The sequence below is a fragment of the Sphingomonas sp. genome, from assembly GCF_042096255.1.
Classification (GTDB): domain Bacteria; phylum Pseudomonadota; class Alphaproteobacteria; order Sphingomonadales; family Sphingomonadaceae; genus Sphingomonas.
In genome coordinates, this window is sequence record NZ_JBELLZ010000080.1 from 1 (window position 1) to 16,950 (window position 16,950).

Annotated in this window: 16 protein-coding genes; 9 read left to right on the forward strand and 7 right to left on the reverse strand. The window is 69.3% G+C overall.

What is annotated here, in order from left to right; genetic code table 11:
* The 6 genes from ACFDTH_RS13790 to ACFDTH_RS13815 all read left to right on the forward strand — a co-directional run.
* Positions 1 to 333, forward strand: a 333-nt coding sequence (locus ACFDTH_RS13790; RefSeq protein WP_375288122.1) for a dienelactone hydrolase family protein, incomplete at its 5' end; no start/stop codon positions are given.
* A gap of 51 nt (positions 334 to 384) precedes the next feature.
* The gene (locus tag ACFDTH_RS13795) at positions 385 to 1,008 is read left to right on the forward strand and encodes a glutathione S-transferase family protein (protein WP_375288123.1); all 624 of its coding nucleotides are present in this window, start codon (positions 385 to 387) and stop codon (positions 1,006 to 1,008) included.
* 162 nt (positions 1,009 to 1,170) lie between these two features.
* Positions 1,171 to 3,363 carry a matrixin family metalloprotease gene (locus ACFDTH_RS13800; RefSeq protein ID WP_375288124.1) on the forward strand — a complete coding sequence of 731 codons (2,193 nt, stop codon included), beginning with the start codon at positions 1,171 to 1,173 and terminating at the stop codon, positions 3,361 to 3,363.
* An 86-nt stretch (positions 3,364 to 3,449) separates the two neighbouring features.
* Positions 3,450 to 5,207, forward strand: a complete 1,758-nt coding sequence (gene recQ / locus ACFDTH_RS13805) for a DNA helicase RecQ (protein WP_375288125.1) — start codon at positions 3,450 to 3,452, stop codon at positions 5,205 to 5,207.
* A 143-nt stretch (positions 5,208 to 5,350) separates the two neighbouring features.
* On the forward strand, positions 5,351 to 5,785 hold the full coding sequence (locus ACFDTH_RS13810; protein WP_375288126.1) for a TIGR01244 family sulfur transferase: 435 nt from the start codon (positions 5,351 to 5,353) through the stop codon (positions 5,783 to 5,785).
* Positions 5,782 to 6,165, forward strand: coding sequence for a hypothetical protein (locus ACFDTH_RS13815; RefSeq protein ID WP_375288128.1), 384 nt, complete (start codon positions 5,782 to 5,784; stop codon positions 6,163 to 6,165). Before ACFDTH_RS13810 ends, ACFDTH_RS13815 begins: the two co-directional genes overlap by 4 nt.
* 106 nt (positions 6,166 to 6,271) lie before the next feature.
* Here the strand turns inward: ACFDTH_RS13815 and map are convergent, their stop codons facing one another.
* Genes map through ACFDTH_RS13845 form a run of 6 tightly spaced genes read right to left on the reverse strand, consistent with a single transcriptional unit; the run spans position 6,272 to position 11,985 of the window.
* A complete protein-coding gene (gene map, locus ACFDTH_RS13820) occupies positions 6,272 to 7,042 on the reverse strand; it encodes a type I methionyl aminopeptidase (protein WP_375288130.1) in 771 nt (256 codons plus the stop codon).
* The gene (locus ACFDTH_RS13825; protein WP_375288131.1) at positions 7,042 to 7,248 is read right to left on the reverse strand and encodes a ParD-like family protein; all 207 of its coding nucleotides are present in this window, start codon (positions 7,246 to 7,248) and stop codon (positions 7,042 to 7,044) included. The genes map and ACFDTH_RS13825 overlap by 1 nt, the downstream gene beginning before the upstream one ends.
* A 49-nt stretch (positions 7,249 to 7,297) precedes the next feature.
* Entirely contained in the window at positions 7,298 to 7,855 is a 558-nt protein-coding gene (locus tag ACFDTH_RS13830; protein WP_375288132.1) for a TetR family transcriptional regulator, read from the reverse strand.
* Positions 7,852 to 9,282 carry an efflux transporter outer membrane subunit gene (locus ACFDTH_RS13835; protein ID WP_375288133.1) on the reverse strand — a complete coding sequence of 477 codons (1,431 nt, stop codon included), beginning with the start codon at positions 9,280 to 9,282 and terminating at the stop codon, positions 7,852 to 7,854. The genes ACFDTH_RS13830 and ACFDTH_RS13835 overlap by 4 nt, the downstream gene beginning before the upstream one ends.
* Complete coding sequence (locus tag ACFDTH_RS13840; protein ID WP_375288134.1) at positions 9,282 to 10,868, reverse strand: DHA2 family efflux MFS transporter permease subunit; 1,587 nt, start codon at positions 10,866 to 10,868, stop codon at positions 9,282 to 9,284. Before ACFDTH_RS13840 ends, ACFDTH_RS13835 begins: the two co-directional genes overlap by 1 nt.
* 1 nt (position 10,869) lies before the next feature.
* Entirely contained in the window at positions 10,870 to 11,985 is a 1,116-nt protein-coding gene (locus ACFDTH_RS13845) for an HlyD family efflux transporter periplasmic adaptor subunit (protein ID WP_375288135.1), read from the reverse strand.
* 169 nt (positions 11,986 to 12,154) lie between these two features.
* On the opposite strand from ACFDTH_RS13845, the gene ACFDTH_RS13850 reads away from it, so the two are divergent.
* Positions 12,155 to 14,245 carry a S9 family peptidase gene (locus ACFDTH_RS13850; protein ID WP_375288136.1) on the forward strand — a complete coding sequence of 697 codons (2,091 nt, stop codon included), beginning with the start codon at positions 12,155 to 12,157 and terminating at the stop codon, positions 14,243 to 14,245.
* A 168-nt stretch (positions 14,246 to 14,413) separates the two neighbouring features.
* Here ACFDTH_RS13850 and ACFDTH_RS13855 read toward each other — a convergent pair whose 3' ends face one another.
* The gene (locus ACFDTH_RS13855; RefSeq protein ID WP_375288137.1) at positions 14,414 to 15,046 is read right to left on the reverse strand and encodes a DNA-3-methyladenine glycosylase family protein; all 633 of its coding nucleotides are present in this window, start codon (positions 15,044 to 15,046) and stop codon (positions 14,414 to 14,416) included.
* A gap of 54 nt (positions 15,047 to 15,100) precedes the next feature.
* Between ACFDTH_RS13855 and ACFDTH_RS13860 the strand changes: the two genes are divergently transcribed.
* Entirely contained in the window at positions 15,101 to 15,418 is a 318-nt protein-coding gene (locus ACFDTH_RS13860) for a 2Fe-2S iron-sulfur cluster-binding protein (protein WP_375288138.1), read from the forward strand.
* Between the two features lie 83 nt (positions 15,419 to 15,501).
* Positions 15,502 to 16,785, forward strand: coding sequence for a 3-methyl-2-oxobutanoate dehydrogenase (2-methylpropanoyl-transferring) subunit alpha (locus ACFDTH_RS13865; RefSeq protein ID WP_375288139.1), 1,284 nt, complete (start codon positions 15,502 to 15,504; stop codon positions 16,783 to 16,785).
* Positions 16,786 to 16,950 lie beyond the last annotated feature (165 nt).

The window sequence follows — 16,950 nt, forward strand, 5'->3', positions numbered from 1 at the left end:
TGGGGCGGCGCGTTCGTGAACCGGATGGCGGTGGCGGGCGGCATCGACGCGGGCGTCTCCTATTACGGCCCCGCACCCGCCCCGGCCGAGGCGGCGCGCGTGTCCTGCCCGCTGATGCTCCACTTGGCCGAGAAGGACGCGCGCGTCGCGCAGACCGCGACGCCCTGGGTTGCCGCGCTCAAGGCGGCGGGCAAGCCGGTCACCGCGTTCACCTATCCGGGCGTCGACCACGCCTTCAACAACGACACTTCGGCGGAACGCTACGACAAGACGGCGGCGGACCTTGCCTGGGGGCGGACGGTGGCCTTTCTGCACCGGCAGCTTGACGGCTGAGTCGATCTATGTTCCACTTATGTTCCTGATGACTCGCACCGGAGAGAAGAGATGGCGCTGATCTTCTACACCAACCCGATGTCGCGCGGACGGATCGTCCGCTGGATGCTGGAGGAGGTTGGCGCGCCGTACGAAACGGTGGTGCTGGACTATGCGACCAGCATGAAGGCGCCGGACTATCTCAGGGTCAATCCGATGGGCAAGGTGCCCGCGATCGTCCATGACGACCGGGTGGTCACCGAGGGTGCGGCGATCTGCGCTTATCTGGCGGACGTGTTCCCCCACGCGGGCCTTGCGCCCACGGATGCGGAGCGCGCGGCTTACTATCGCTGGATGTTCTACGCCGCCGGTCCGGTGGAGGCGGCGGTGACCAACCGGTCGCTCGGCGTCGAGGTGCCCGACGACAAGCGCGCGATGGTCGGCTACGGCAGCTTCGACGCGGTGGTCGAAACGCTGGAGCAGGCGGTGACCGCCTCGCCCTATCTCGCCGGCGACCGCTTCACCGCCGCGGACGTCTATGCCGGCAGCCAGGTCGCCTGGGGAGTGATGTTCGGCTCGCTGCCCAAGCGCGACGCGTTCGAGGCCTATATCGCGCGGATCAGCGCACGCCCCGCGGCGGTGCGCGCACGCGAGATCGATGACGCGCTGGTGGCGAAGGCGCAGGCCACGGCCTGACCGGAGTCCCGAAGCGGCACAGGCTGTCCATCTCTCGCGGCCCAAAATGGGGTGCAAACACCGCCGTCCTGATTGACGCGCAGCGATGCGCGAGGGCACGGGGTTGCATCGGGCGGACGGCCGGCAGGCGCCGGCGACCGCGGGGGATATCAGGGGGTTAGAATGGCCAATCGACTCAATGCGCGCAATGGCGCCACCGGCGCGCTCGACCATGCGGAAGGCGCGGCGATGGTCCGGCTGGACCGTGACGGGGCGCAGGCGGCCGCGGGGGCTTGCCCGTGCGGCTGCGGCCTTTCGGCCCAGCCGGACCATGTCGCCGCCCCCACCTATGTCACCGACTATACCGCGCTGATCGTGCGCAACACCGACGGGTCGGTCGCAAGCATCTCCGGCACGCCGGGCCGCTCGGCCTTCTACAGCTATTCCTTTGAGACTGCCGTTCCCGAATACAGCCGCGGCGATTATTCGAAGCAGGCGGTCAACTCGGTCCGCCCGATGACCGAGGCGCAGAAGGACCTCGCGCGCGAGGCGCTCGCCGCCTGGGGTGCTGCCTCGGGCATCACCTTCTTCGAGGTCGCCGCGGGACAGGGCGACATGAAGTTCATCAAGCTCCAGCTCGAGTATATCGACCCGAAGGCCGGCGGCTTCGCATTCTTCCCGGGCGGCACCTATGACGGCCAGCCGAGCACCAGCGACGTCTACATCGATCATGAATCGGCGAACTGGCTCCAGCTCTACCTGCACGAGATCGGCCACGCCTTGGGTCTCAAGCATCCTTTCGAGGGTGACATCCGGCTCGACCCGTCGGTGGACAATTACGGCGCGACGGTGATGAGCTACACGCCCGACAAGGACCCGAAGGACCAGCTCGGCTATCTCGATTATGATGCGATCCGCTACCTCTACGGCGACGATGCGCAGGACGGGAAGCACGTCGCCGGCTGGACCTGGAACCAGGCCAAGAAGACGCTGACTCAGTACGGCTTCGATACCGACGAGACGATCCTGGGGATCGGCGGCAACGACGTGATCCATGGCAATGCCGGCAACGACATGCTCCAGGGACGCGAGGGCAGCGACGTGCTGCACGGCGGCGAGGGCAACGACACGTTGCTGGGCGGCTATGGCGGCGGCAAGGGGCTGGACCGGCTGAACGGCGGCAACGGCGACGACCTGGTCGAGATTCGCTATGGCCAAGGATCCAAGCTGGCGATCGACGGCGGCGCCGGCACCGACCAGATCACCTTCTGGTTCCAGACCAAGATGAGCTTCAAATACGACACCTGGGTCAAGGCCAACAAGACCGTCGGGGTCGAGAAGGTGCTGATGTCCGCGGCGAGCGGCAACTTCCACGACACGATCACCGGCGGCGCGCTCGCCGACACGATCTGGGGTCACGAGGGCAACGACACCCTGTCCGGCATGGCCGGCAACGATTCGCTTGCCGGGGGCGCCGGCAACGATCGCCTGTCCGGGCACAGTGGGAACGACACGCTGAGCGGCGAAGCGGGCAACGACAAGCTCGCCGGCAGCGACGGTGACGACTCGATCTGGGGCGGCGACGGCATCGACACGATCAGCGGCGGCGCCGGCATCGACCGGCTGAGCGGCGACGCGGGCGCGGACACGCTGGACGGGGACGAAGGCGACGACCTGCTGTGGGCGGGCGCCGACAACGACACGCTGCGCGGCGGCGCGGGCAAGGATTATCTGGACGGCGGCGCCGGCGACGACCTGCTCTCTGGCGGCGAGGGCGCGGACAACATCTGGGGCGGCGACGGGATCGACACGGTGAGCTACGCCGGCGAGGCGAGCGGCGTCACCGTGACGATCAACACCGCGCGGGAACTGACGCCGGGCGTGTGGGAGTTCCTGAACGGGATCGAGAACCTGACCGGCACCGCGCGCGCCGACATGCTGACCGGCGATGGCGCGACCAACGTGCTGAACGGCGGCGGCGGCAACGATCGGCTGAATGGCGCGGGCGGCAACGATCGCCTGATCGGCAGCACCGGGGTCGACCGGCTGACCGGCGGCGCGGGCGCGGACCGCTTCGCGTTCGACGACGGCCATTCGGGCGCGACCCGGACGACCGCGGACCAGATCCTAGACTTCAGCCATGCGCAGAAGGACAAGATCGACCTCAAGGGGATCGACGCGATCGCCGGCAGCGGCAAAGATGACGCCTTTCACGTGATCGGCGCCAAGGCGTTCAGCGGTAACGCGGGCGAGCTGCGCTGGACCTTCAAGGCCGGCGTCACCTTCGTCGAAGGCGACACCAACGGCGACGGCAAGGCCGATTTCGCCCTGATGGTGGAGGGCGACCGCCTGGTGGCGAACGACTTCATCCTCTGATCGGGTCGGGGCGGCGGCAAGCGCGCTCCCACGCTGCCGCCGCCACGGCATTGTCGCGCCCGCCCCGTCCCGCTAACCGGCGGCCGGTGACCGAAGATCCCCGTTCCGTCCTCCACCGCGTCTTCGGCTTTCCCGATTTCCGCGGCGTCCAGGGCCAGGTGGTCGGCCGGGTGCTGACAGGCGAGAGCACGCTGGCGGTGATGCCGACCGGTGCGGGCAAGTCCTTGTGCTACCAGCTACCCGCGGCGACGCTGGACGGGACCTGCGTGGTCGTCTCCCCGCTGATCGCGCTGATGCACGACCAGTTGCGCGCTGCCGAGGCGGTGGGCTTGCGCGCGGCGACGCTGACCAGCGTCGACGAGAACCGGGCGGAGACGCTCGCCCGCTTCCGCGACGGCGCGCTCGACCTGCTCTATGTCGCGCCCGAGCGCGCGTCGCAGGGCGCTTTCCGCGATCTGCTCGGGCAGGCACCGCTCGCCCTGTTCGCGATCGACGAGGCGCATTGCGTCAGCGAATGGGGGCATGACTTCCGCCCCGATTATCGCCTGCTCCGCCCTTTGCTCGACGCCTTCCCGCGCGTGCCGCGGCTGGCACTGACCGCCACCGCCGATGCGGTGACCCGCGCGGACATCCTCCAGCAGCTCGGCATTCCCGAGGCGGGGATGATCGTGGCGGGATTCGACCGGCCCAACATCCGTTACGCCATCGCCCCGCGCGACAACACCACGCGCCAGATCGCCGACCTGATCCGCGACACGCCAGGGCCGGGCATCGTCTATGTCCAGAGCCGCGCGGGGACCGAGAAGCTCGCCGCGGCGCTGGCCAGCACCGGTCGGCCGGTGCGCGCCTATCATGCCGGGCTTGAGCCGGAGGTGCGGCGGCGCAACCAGGCGGCGTTCGTCGCCAGCGAGGACATGGTGATGGTGGCGACCGTCGCCTTCGGCATGGGGATCGACAAGCCCGATGTGCGCTTCGTAGCGCATGCCGGCCTGCCCAAGTCGATCGAGGGCTATTACCAGGAAACCGGCCGCGCGGGCCGCGATGGCGATCCGGCGGTGGCGCATTTGTTCTGGGGCGCGGAGGATTTTGCGCGCGCCAACCAGTGGATCGGCGAGATGGAGCCGGGCCGCCGCGCGGGCGAGCGCCAACGGCTGGCGGCGCTGGGCGCATTGGTGGAGACCGCGGGCTGCCGTCGGCGCATCCTGCTGACTCATTTCGGCGAGACCCCGCCCGAGACCTGCGGCAATTGCGATAATTGCCTCTCGCCGCCCACCGCCACCGACGCGACCGAGACCGCGCGCAAATATCTCTCCGCGGTGTTCCGCACCGGGCAGAGCTTCGGCGCGACCTATGTGGAGCAGGTGCTGACCGGCAAGTCGACCGAGCGCAGCCTGCTAAGCGGGCATGAAGCGCTATCGGTGTGGAACATCGTCGGCAGCGAGGAGGCGGCGCTGCTCAAGCCAGTCGGCCGCGCGCTGCTGCTGCGTGACGCGCTGCGGACCAATCCACACGGCGGGCTGGAGTTCGGGCCGGGCGCACGCGCGATCCTGAAGGGCGAGGAAGGCCTGTCGCTGGTATTGCCGCCCAAGCGCGCGAAGCGACGGCGCGACGGCGCCGATGCCGGCCCCGCCGATCCGCTGTTCGAGGCGCTGCGCGCCTGCCGCCGCGACCTCGCCAAGGAGGCGGGCGTGCCGCCTTATGTGGTGTTCCACGATTCGGTGCTGCGCGAGATGGCGGCGGCCCGCCCGGCGACGCTGGCGGCGCTGGGGCGGATCACCGGCGTGGGACAACGCAAGCTGGAGGCTTATGGGGAGGCGTTCCTGAAGGTATTGCGGGACAATTGACCTTCCTCACGCCGGGCGGAGCGGTTAACGCCGGTCACCCTCACCCATCCCACACGGCTGCGCCGAGCGGGCCCCTTCCCTCTCCCATCGGGAGAGGGAGAGGCGCGAAGCGCCGAGGGTGAGGGTCACAAAGGTTACGTTCCATGCTCGACATCCGCCCCATCGACTCCCGCTTCGCGGTCGCGCCGCAGATCGCCCCCGAGGACGCTGCCGAGATCCGCGCGGCGGGTTATGTGCTGGTGATCAACAACCGCCCCGATGACGAGGCGCCGGGCCAACCCACGGGCGAGGCGGTTGAGGCGGCGTGCCGGGCGGTGGGGCTCGACTATCTGGCGGTGCCGGTGGACCATCACGGCTTCCGCCTCGACCAGGTGACCGCGACGCTGGACGCGATTGCCGCCGCGAACGGCCCGATCCTCGCCTATTGCCGGTCGGGCACGCGCTCCTGCCACCTGTGGGCGCTCGCCAGCGCCGGCATGGGCGTGCCCGTGGATGACCTGATCGTACAGGCGGGCGGCGCCGGCTACGACCTGGCGGGCGCGCGGCCGCTGCTGCAATCGGTCGCCGCCGGGGCATGACCGCAACGCTGTGGAGCGTGGCCGCCGCGCTGGTCGCGGCGGTGGCGGGCGTGGCCGTCTGGTGGTGGCTGCGCGGCCGCGGCGGCGCGGTGGGCGATGCCGCGGCGCTGGCGGCGGCGGGTGCCCTGCCCGGCTTCGCGGCGCTGGAGGCGCTGGTCGGCGACGATCGCCGCGCCGCGCTGGTGGTGGGCCGGCACAACCGCGTCGCGCTGGTTACCGCGCGCGGGCGACGGCTGAGTGCGCGCGAGGTGCGCTGGCAGGATGTCCGCGCGCTGCCCGGTGGCCTCAGGGTCGAGGGCGGGCGGCCAGTGCTGGTGGCGGGGGTCAACGTGCTCGATGTGCGCCGCGCCGGCGGTGCGGAGATGCGGCGGGAGGGTTAGGACGGATCGACTGCCCCGCCGATGTGTCCCCGCGACGGCGGGGACCCAGTCTGGGCTCCCGCCTTCGCGGGAGCACACTAGGTGGACAGTAGCCCATAGGGGCCCCTCAGCCGTGCTGCGGCACCTCGCCGGCACGCAGCGTCAGCACTTCCACCCCGGTGGCGGTGACCGCGACGGTGTGCTCGAACTGCGCTGAAAGCCGGCCGTCCTGCGTCACCACCGTCCAGCCGTCGTCCTGCGTCGCCACCTTGCGGGTGCCCTGGTTGAGCATCGGCTCGACGGTGAACACCATGCCTTCGCGCAGCCGCACCCCCGTTCCGCGACGGCCGAAGTGCAGCACCGACGGTTCCTCGTGCATCGCACGGCCGATGCCGTGGCCGCAGAAGTCGCGCACCACCGCATAGCCGTGCTTCTTGGCGTGGCGCTCGATCGCGAAGCCGATGTCGCCGAGGTGTGCGCCGGGGCGGATCTGCGCGATGCCCTGCCACATCGCCTGCTGCGTCACCCGCACCAGCCGCCGCGCCGCCGGCGAGGCCTCGCCGACGACATAGGTCTTGCTCGAATCGGCGATGAAGCCGTTCTTCTCCAGCGTGATGTCGAGGTTGATGATGTCGCCGTCTCGGATCACCTCGTCCGCGCTCGGCACGCCGTGGCAGACTACCTGATTGATCGAGCAGTTGAGCACGAACTTGAAGCCATATTGCCCCTTGCTCGCCGGCCGCCCCGCCAGATCGTGCGTGATATAGCGTTCGACCAGATCGTTGACCGCCAGCGTCGACATGCCGGCCAGGTCCTGTTCGTCCAGCATCTCGAAGACGGAGGCGAGCAGCCGGCCCGAGACGCGCATCAGCGCGATCTCGTCAGGTGTCTTGACCATCAGGCGGCGAGCACGCCGGCAAGCGGATCGGGCGCGGCGGCGCGCTGCATCCTGATGATCTCGACGAACGACAGGGTCGGGTTCGCCTCGGCGAGCATGCCGATCTTCATCCAGAACTCCGCCTGCGCGTTGATCGAGCGGCACATCACCCCGCTGGCGCGGCGCACCTCCTCGTGCAGCCCGTCGTCGATCTTCACGATGCCCATCACGATCCCTTGCGATATACGAAACGTATATGGATCATGTATTCAGCGGTCAACCGTCGGGGTTGGTGAGATAGCCCTGGATGGTCGCGCCGATGCGGCGGATCAGAAAATCGCGCTCGAGCGCGACCACCGCGGGCACGCGCAGCACGTAGCGGGACAGCGCGAGACCCGAGAGCTGGGTCTTGATCAGCGCCATGCAGATGTCGATGCGGTCGGGCGGGCAGACGGTTGCGATCATCGGGCGCACCTGGCGCTGCATCGCCTCCAGGTAATTCTGCCGCGCGCCCTCGTGGCTGGCGGCGGCGCGCAGCATGATGGCGAGTTCCTCGCCCGCGCCCGGGCCTTCCCAGCGATCGAGAAAGGCGGTGACGATCGCCTCGCCGCGCTTGTCCGGGGGCACCAGCGACAAATCGGCGACGCGCAGCTTGAGCTCGGTGGAGGCGGCGAACAGCCCCTCCTTGCTGCCGAAATAGCGGATCACCAGCGAGGGGTTGATCTCCGCCGCGGCGGCGACCGCGCGGATGGTGGTGCGCTCGAACCCCTGCTCGGCGAACAGCGCGCGGGCGGCGTCGAGGATACGCTCGCGCGTGGCGTCCGATCGTTTCATGGAGCCCAGCCGCCGCCCAGCGCCTTGACCAGTGCGACCGTCTGGCGGCGCAGCGCATCGTCGGACTGCGCCTTGTCCTCGCGCGAGGTGAGGAGGTTGACCTCGGCGATCAGCAACTGATCCTGCGCGACGAAGCCGGTGCGATATTGCGCCTCGGTCGAGCGCGCGCTGGCGAAGCGATCGTTCACCGCCGCGGCGAGCGTGGCGTTGCGGCGACGCTCGGCATCGAGGCGGACCAGCGCGTCCTCCACCTCGCGATACGCGGTGAGCACCGCGGCGCGCCACGCCTCATAGGCCTGGAGGCGGTCCTCCTCGCGCAGCTTCACCGTCGACCGGCGGCGCCCCCAGTCAAGCAGCGGGAAGGAGGCCTGGCCGCTGGCGGTGAGCTGGAGGCTGTCGCCATCGAACAGCGTGCGCAGCGCGGTGGAGATCAGCTGGGCGACACCGGTGAGCTGGAACTTCGGGTACAGATCCGCGGTGGCGACGCCGATGTCGGCAGTGGCGGCGGCGAGCCGGCGCTCGGCGGCGCGCACGTCCGGGCGGCGGCGAATCAGGTCGGCGGGGAGGCCGGCGGGGATGGCGGGGACGGCGAGCGCGGGCGTCGCGGCAGGGATCACGAAGCCCTCGGGCGGCTGGCCGAGCAGGGTGGCGATGGCGTTGCGCTGGACCGCGATCTCGGCGCGAAGCGGTTCGAGGCGGGCCTGGGTGGCGCTGATCGAGCCACGCCCGCGGACCACGTCGGTCTCCGGCACCAGGCCGACGCGCGCGATATTGGCGCTGATCTGGTTGCCGCGCTGCTGGCGCTCCAGCTCCTCTTCGACGGTGGCGAGCTGGACCTCGGCGAGGCGCAGCTGGAAATAGGCGGATGCGACCTCGGCGGCGAGGGTGAGCGCGGCGTCCTGCCCGCCGAACTCGGCCGCCTCGCGCCGCGCGGTGGCGGCCTCGCGGCCGCGACGCGCGCCGCCGAACAGGTCGAGCTCCCAAGCGGCGTCGAAGCCCAGCGAGAAGGTCGAGATGCCGGTGCCGGGCAGGCCGAGACCATTGGGGGCGCCCTCCCCCGTTCCACCACCGCCGCTGAACTGCTGCGCCAGCGTGGCGAAGCCGGCGTTCTTGCTGAACTCGATCCGGCTGGCGCCCGCGCTGGCGTTGACCGTCGGCTTGCCCGCGGCGCCGGCGATCACCTCCTGCAACCGCGCCTGGCGGACGCGCGAGGCGGCGGTGGCGATGTCGGGCGAGTCCTTCAGCGCGCGCGCGACGAGATCGTCGAGCACGCGGTCGCCGAACAGGGTCCACCAGTCCGCGGGAATCGCCGCCGTGGTGCTGCCCTGCGAGGCTGCGAAGGCGGCGGGTGCCGCCGCTTCGGGCGGGCGATAGTCCGGGCCGACCGTGCAGGCCGACAGGGCGAGGAGGGGAAGGAAGCGCTTCATCAATGCATGCCTCCGCCGGCGGGCGCGGCGCCGCCCTTGGGCGCGCGCATCAGCAACACGATCGGGACCGACAGGAAGACGACGATCATCAGCGTGCGGAACACGTCCAGGAAGGACAGCATCGCCGCCTGCCGCTGGACCTGGCTGTAGAGCACCGCGAGCGGCGTGACGGGATCGCCGGTGCTGCCGAACGCCGCGCCGGCGCGCTGGAGCCAGTCGTTGTAATTTGGATCGAGCGGGTTCAGCGTCTGCACCAGCTCGCTCTGATGGCGTTGGATGCCGCCCGCGAGCATGGTCTGGGAAATCGAGATTCCGAAGGTGCCGCCCAGGTTGCGCGCGACGTTGAGCAGGCTGGAGGCCTGCGCGGTCTGACTCTGCTTCAGGCCGATATAGGCAACCGCGTTGATCGGCACGAAGAGGAAGGGCAGCGCCGCCGCCTGATAGAGCCGCGCGGTGGCCGCGTCGGCGAAGCTGATGTCGGCGGACAGGTGGCTCATGTTCCACAACGCCAGCGCCTGCACGATCAGCGCGCCGCCCAGCAGCAGGCGCACGTCCACCTTGCCGGTCAGTCGCCCGGCGAACGGCACCGCCACCAGAGTCGCGACGCCGCCGGCGGTGAGCGCCAGCCCCGCGTCGAGCGCCGAATAACCCAGCACCTGCTGGAGCATCTGCGGGATCAGCTGGGTGGTGCCGTAGAGGATTAGTCCGGTCATCCCCATCACCAGCAGGGTGGCGGAGAAATTGCGGTTCTTCAGCAATTTCAGGTCCACTACCGGATCCTTGTGGTGCCATTCCCAGATCACCAGCGCGACCAGGCTGACCGCGGCGATCGCTGCGGTAGAGACGATAAAGCCGGACGCGAACCATTCCTCGCGCTCGCCGCGATCGAAGGTGATCTCCAGGAAGCCGAGGCCGAGCACCACCAGCGCCACCCCGACATAGTCGATCCGAAGGCCGTTCTTGAACCGCTCGGCGCGGTCCTGACGCACCCGCTCGGGCTCGTCGATCACCGCGGCCGAGGCGAAGAAGGCGGCAATGCCGATCGGCACGTTGATCAGGAACACCCAATGCCAGGTCGAATGTTCGACGATGTAGCCGCCCGCCATCGGCCCAAGCACGGGACCGACCACCACGACGATGGCGAAAGCCGCGAACGCCATGGCGCGTTTCTCGGGCGGGAAGGTGTCGGCGATCATCGCCTGCTCGACCGGCGCCAGTCCGCCGCCGCCGATGCCCTGGAGCACGCGCGCGATGACGAGCGTGGTCAGGTTGGGCGCGATGCCGCACAGGAAGGAGGCGATCGTGAACAGCGCGATCGAGATCAGGAAGTAGCGCTTGCGGCCGATCGCGTCCGACAGCCAGCCCGAGATCGGGATGACGATCGCATTGGCGACCAGGTAGCTGGTCAGCACCCAGGTCGCCTGGTCGGTGGTGACCGACAGGCCGCCGGCGATATGATCGAGCGCGACGTTGGCGATCGAGGTGTCGAGCACCTCCATGAAGGTCGGGATCGAGATCACGCCCACCAGCGCCCAGGGGTTCATCCCCCCGGCGGCTGACCGATCCGGCGTCCAGTCGACTGCCATGTCAGTCGCGCACCTGGACGGTGGGGACCACCGACATGCCGGGGCCGAGCGGCAGCTTCTTCCATTCCTGGCCGACGAACTCGATGCGCACGGGGACGCGCTGGACGACCTTCACATAGTTTCCAGTCGCGTTCTGCGGCGGCAGCAGCGCAAAGGCCTGGCCAGCGCCGCGCTGGAAGCTGTCGACGCGGCCGTGCAGCTCGACATCGGGGAAGGCGTCGACCTTGAGCGTCACCGGCTGGCCGATGCGCATCAGCTTGAGCTGCGTTTCCTTGAAGTTGGCGGTGACCCACATCCGGTCCGGCACCAAAGCCATCAGCTGCGTGCCCGGCGCGACATAGCTTCCGAGATTGACTTGGCGGTTGACTACCGTGCCCGCAACCGGCGCGGTGAGCCGCAGGTTGCCGAGCGTCACCTGTGCCTGCTGGACGCGGGCGCGCTGCGCGCCGGTCTGTGCGCGGGCGGCGCGCGCGGCACGGCGGGCGACCTCCACCTGCGCCGCGGCATTGTCGACCTGGCGGCGCGCGGCGGCGGCCTGGGCGGCGGCGGAGCGGGCAGCGGCGCGCGCCTGATCGAGCTGCTGCGCGGCGACCGAGGCGCGATCGAGCCGGAGCAAAGCCTGGTAGCGGGCAAGGTCCTGCGCGGCCTTTTCCGCCTCGGCGAGCGGCGCGCGCGCCTGCGCGGCGGCCTGCGCCTGAGCGGCGAGCGCGGCGGAGATGTTGGCCTCCGCCTGGCGCGCCTGGGCTTCGCCGGCGACCACGTTCGCCTGCTCCTCGGCAAGCTGCGCCTCGGGTCCGCGCGGCTTGATCACCGCGAGCAACCGTCCCGCCTCGACATGGCGGTTGTCGACGTCGGCGACCTCGACGAGCGTGCCGGCGACCTCGGGAGCGAGGCGGACGATGTGCGTGTCGACGAATGCATTGTCGGTCGACTCATATTTGCGCGCGTCGAGCCACCACAGCAGCCCGCCGACGATGAGTACCGCCGCCACCGCGAGCAGGATCACCCAGAACAAAGGCTTGCGGAACACGGACGGCTTCTTGTCCTGCGCATCCTCGGCCGGCGACTGGTCGTCGGGCGTGCGGTCTTCGTCGTGCTTGGTGTCGTTTTCGGCCATGGGCGCCGAGTCTCCCTGCGTCGCCGCGCCCGCTACGCCGCAATGAAATGAAATGCAAACGCTTGTTTGCACGGGGCCCCGCGATCTTTCCCTTCCGCTTTCGCGCGAACGGGGGCACCGTTATCGTCCGTCGATCGAGGCAACAGCCCGAGTCACCAAAGGGGAATCCATGCGCCTGATCGCACTCGTCGCGGCTCTCGCGGCCACCAGCGCCGCCGCCCAGGAGGCGAAGCCGCCGGTCGCCGCCAGGAAGCCGCATGTCGTGCGCGCGCCGTTCGGGGCCGAGCGGACCGACGATTATTACTGGCTGCGCGACGACACCCGGAAAAACCCGGAAATGCTGGCCTATCTCAAGGCCGAGAACGCCTATACCGATGCGGTGGTCGCGCCGGTCAAGCCGCTGGCGGAGGCGCTGTTCCGCGAGACGGTGGGCCGGATCAAGCAGGACGACGCCACCGTGCCGTATCGCAAGAACGGATACTGGTATTACACCCGTTTCGAGACCGGCGCCGACTATCCGATCGTCGCCCGCCGCAAGGGGACGATGGAGGCGCCCGAGGAGGTGCTGTTCGACCAGCCGGCGATGGCCAAGGGCCACGGCTTCTTCCAAATCGGCGACTGGGTGGTGAGCCCGGACGGAAGCATGATCGCCTGGGCCGAGGACACCGTCGGCCGCCGCCAGTTCGTCCTCAGGGTCAAGGACATCGCCAGCGGGAAGGTCGCGGCGGACACGGTGGCCAACGTGGAGGCGAACCTGGTCTGGTCGGGCGACGGCCAGTCGCTCTTCTACGTCGGCAAGGATGCGACCACGCTCCGCTCGGACAAGGTGTTGCGCCACCGGCTCGGCCAGCCGGCGAGCGCCGACGCGATCGTGTTCACCGAGAAGGACGAGAGCTTCTACACCGGCATCGGCAAGACCGCCGACGACAAGTTCGTCTGCATCGCGGTGCAGAGCACCGTGCAGTCGGAGCAGCGCTGTGCCCCCGCCGCCGCGCCCGACCGCTTCGCGGTGATCGCGTCGCGCCAGCGCGACGTGCTCTACGATGCCGATCACGTCGGCAGCCGCTGGATCATGCGCACCAATGCGGACGGGGCGAAGAACTACAAATTGGTGCAAAAGGCGGACGGCGCCGCCGCCTGGACCGACCTGGTGCCGGCCCGCGCGACCGACTTTATCGAGGCGTTCAAGCCGTTCGACGGCTTCGTCGCGATCGAGGAGCGCTCGGGCGGCAACAAAAGGATGCGGCTGCTGAAGGCAGACGGGACCAGCACGCCAGTCACCGCCGACGAGCCCGCCTTCACCATGGACCTCGCTACCAACGAGGAGGCGGGCACCGACTGGCTGCGCTACACCTATACCTCGCTGGTGACGCCGACGACCACGTTCGAGGTCAATGCAAAGACCGGCGAGCGCCGCACCCTCAAAGTGCAGCCGGTGCCCGGCTATGACGCCTCGAAATACGAGACCGCGCGGGTCTGGGCCACCGCGCGGGACGGCACCCGCGTGCCGGTGAGCCTGTTCCACGCGCGCGGGCTGGAGCGCGACGGCACCGCGCCGCTCTTCCAATATGCCTATGGCGCCTATGGCATTTCCAGCGATCCGGGCTTTTCGGTCAGCTATCCCAGCCTCGCCGACCGCGGCGTGGTGGTGGCCATCGCGCACATCCGCGGCGGGCAGGAGATGGGGCGTGACTGGTACGACCAGGGGCACCTCGCCAACAAGATCAACAGCTTCACCGACTTCATCGACGTGACCCGCTTCCTGGTGCGCGAGAAATATGCCGCGCCGGGCCGGGTGGCGGCGATGGGCGGCTCGGCGGGCGGGCTGCTGATGGGCGGCGTCGCCAACATGGCGCCCAAGGATTACAAGGTGATCGTCGCGCAGGTGCCGTTCGTGGACGTGCTGACCACCATGCTCGACACTTCCATCCCGCTGACCACCAATGAATTCGACGAATGGGGCAACCCGGCCGAGAAGAAGTGGTATGACGTGATGGCCGCCTATTCGCCCTACGACAACCTCAAGCCGCAGGACTATCCAGCGCTGTATGTCGGCACCGGGCTATGGGACTCGCAGGTGCAGTATTATGAGCCGGCCAAGTGGGTAGCGAAGCTGCGCACGGTGAAGACCGATGCGAACCCGCTAGTGTTCCGGGTGAACATGGAGGCCGGGCATGGCGGCAAGAGCGGCCGGTTCGAGCGCTACCGCCAGAATGCGGAGGCGCAGGCGTTCCTGCTGGGACAGCTGGGGGTGGAGTGAGTTGGAGACTTCTGACCACACAAACCCGTTCATCCTGAGGAGCTGCTGAGCGAAGCGAAGTAGCGTCTCGAAGGATGGTTCACACGATCCGTCGGTGCTTCGAGACACGCCTTCGCTGCGCTCAGTCGTTCCCCAGCACGAACGGGAGCGGGGTACACGCCGCTCACCCTAGACCGGCGCCATCTCCGCGTCGCCCTTCGCGCCGTAGTGATGCCAGGCCAGGATCGCGAGCGCGCCGCGGTGCGGGCGCCATTTCTCCGCCAGCTCGCGGGTCAGCTTCTCGCTCGGCCGCGCCTCATGCCCCAGCATGCGGCCGAGCTCGATCTGCACCGCGAGGTCGCCCGCCGGCCACACGTCGGGCCGCCCTTCGGCAAACAGCAGGTAGATCTCCGCCGACCAGCGGCCGATGCCCTTCACCCGCACCAATTGCGCGATCGCTTCCTCGTCGTCCTCCGGCAGGTTGGCGAGGTCGAGCCGGCCGCTCGTCACCTCCTCGGCCAGGCTGCGCGCATAGCTCGCCTTCTGGCGCGAGAAGCCGCAGGCGCGCAGCGCCTCGTCGCTGTGCCCCGCCACCAGCACCGGGTCGGTCGGGTCGCCCAGCGCCTCCAGCTTGCGCCACACCGAGGCGGCGGCGTGGACGCTGACCTGCTGGCCGACGATGGTGCGCAGCAAGGTGGCATAGCCGCGCTCGCGGATGCGGGTGGGCGGATAGCCGACGCGGGCGAGCGCGGCGGCGAAGGCGGGCTCCAGCGCGGCGAGCGCGTCGCAGTCGGCGCGCAGCGCGGCCTCGCTCAATCCCATTGCAGGGCTCCGCGTGGAGCGGCATGGATCGGGAAACGGATATCGGAGAGCATGATGGCCAAGCTTATCGTCGTGACGCGCGAGGGGGAAGAACGCGAGCTGGAGGCCGAGACCGGCCTATCGGTGATGGAGATCGCGCGCGATGGCGGGATCGACGAGATCCTGGCGCTGTGCGGCGGCTGCTGCTCGTGCGCGACATGCCACGTCCATGTCGACCCGGCGTTCGCAAGCCTGCTGCCGCCGATGAGCGAGGACGAGAACGACCTGCTCGACTCGGCCGAGGATCGCGACGAGACCTCGCGCCTGTCCTGCCAGATCCAATTCACCGCCGCGCTCGACGGCCTGCGCGTGACCGTCGCGGCGGAGGATTGAGCCGCTCCACCCCTTGAAATAATATTACAATGGCGCGAAAGGGTCTGCGCGTGCGTTGACGCGCACGAAACCAGGAGAGCCCGTTGGCAAGCGACCCCCGCCCCAACCTGAAGCCATTGTCGCTGCACGTGCCGGAGCCGCGCTTCCGGCCGGGCGACGCGGTGGATTTCGCCGAGGTGGAGGTGCCCGCCGCGGGCGCCGCCCCCCGCCCCGACACCGCCGCCGCGCCGCGCAGCTTCGCCGACCTCGCCTATACGATGGTCCGCGTACTGGACGATGAGGGCCGTGCGGTGGGCCCGTGGGACCCGAAGCTGTCGCCCGACACCTTGCGCCGCATGCTGCGCCACATGGCGCTGGTGCGCGCCTTCGACGAGCGGATGTTCCGCGCCCAGCGGCAGGGCAAGACCAGCTTCTACATGAAAAGTCTGGGCGAGGAGGCGGTGGCGGTGGCGGCGGCGCATGCGCTCGACCGCGACGATATGTGCTTCCCCTCCTACCGCCAGCAGGGCCTGCTGATCGCGCGCGACTTCCCGCTCGTGAACATGATGAACCAAATCTATTCGAACAGGGGCGACAAGCTGCAGGGCAAGCAGCTGCCGATCATGTATTCGGAGAAGGACCACGGCTTCTTCTCGATCTCGGGCAACCTGACCACGCAATATCCGCAGGCGGTGGGCTGGGCGATGGCGAGCGCCGCCAAGGGCGACACCCGCATCGCCGCCACCTGGTGCGGCGAGGGATCGACCGCGGAGGGCGATTTCCACTCCGCGCTCACCTTCGCCACCGTCTATCGCGCGCCGGTGATCTTCAACGTCGTCAACAACCAGTGGGCGATCAGCAGCTTCTCGGGTTTCGCCGGCGCGGAGGCGACCACCTTTGCGGCGCGCGCGATCGGCTATGGCATCGCGGGCCTCAGAGTCGATGGGAATGACGCGCTGGCGGTCTATGCCGCGACTCAGTGGGCAGCGGAGCGCGCGCGGACCAATGCCGGGCCGACGCTGATCGAGCATTTCACCTATCGCGCCGAAGGCCATTCCACCTCGGACGACCCCTCGCAATACCGCTCCGCCGGCGAGCCGACCGCCTGGCCGTTGGGCGACCCGATCACCCGCCTCAAGGATCACCTGATCGCGATCGGCGAATGGGACGAGGCGCGCCACGCCGCGCAGGACAAAGAGCTCGCCGAGCATGTCCGCGCCGAGCAGAAGGCGGCGGAGCAGAACGGCATTCTCGGCCACGGCCTGCACCAGCCGCTCGATTCGCTGTTCGATGGCGTGTTCGAGGAGATGCCGTGGCACCTGCGCGAGCAGCAGCAGCAGATGATCGCCGAGGAAGAGACGAGCGGCCGGCCATGGGCGCGGAAGTGAGGGCCGCCAAGCCTTCTCCCTTGATGGGAGAAGGATGCCGCAGCTTGGCAGCTCCGCTGCCTAGCGGAGGTTGGATGAGGGTGAGCGGCGCATCGCGCCGCGGGACCGCGGCGCGGGCGCGCCCCCCCAACCCCGCGGACCCCCCCCCACACCCCCACCCGGAGA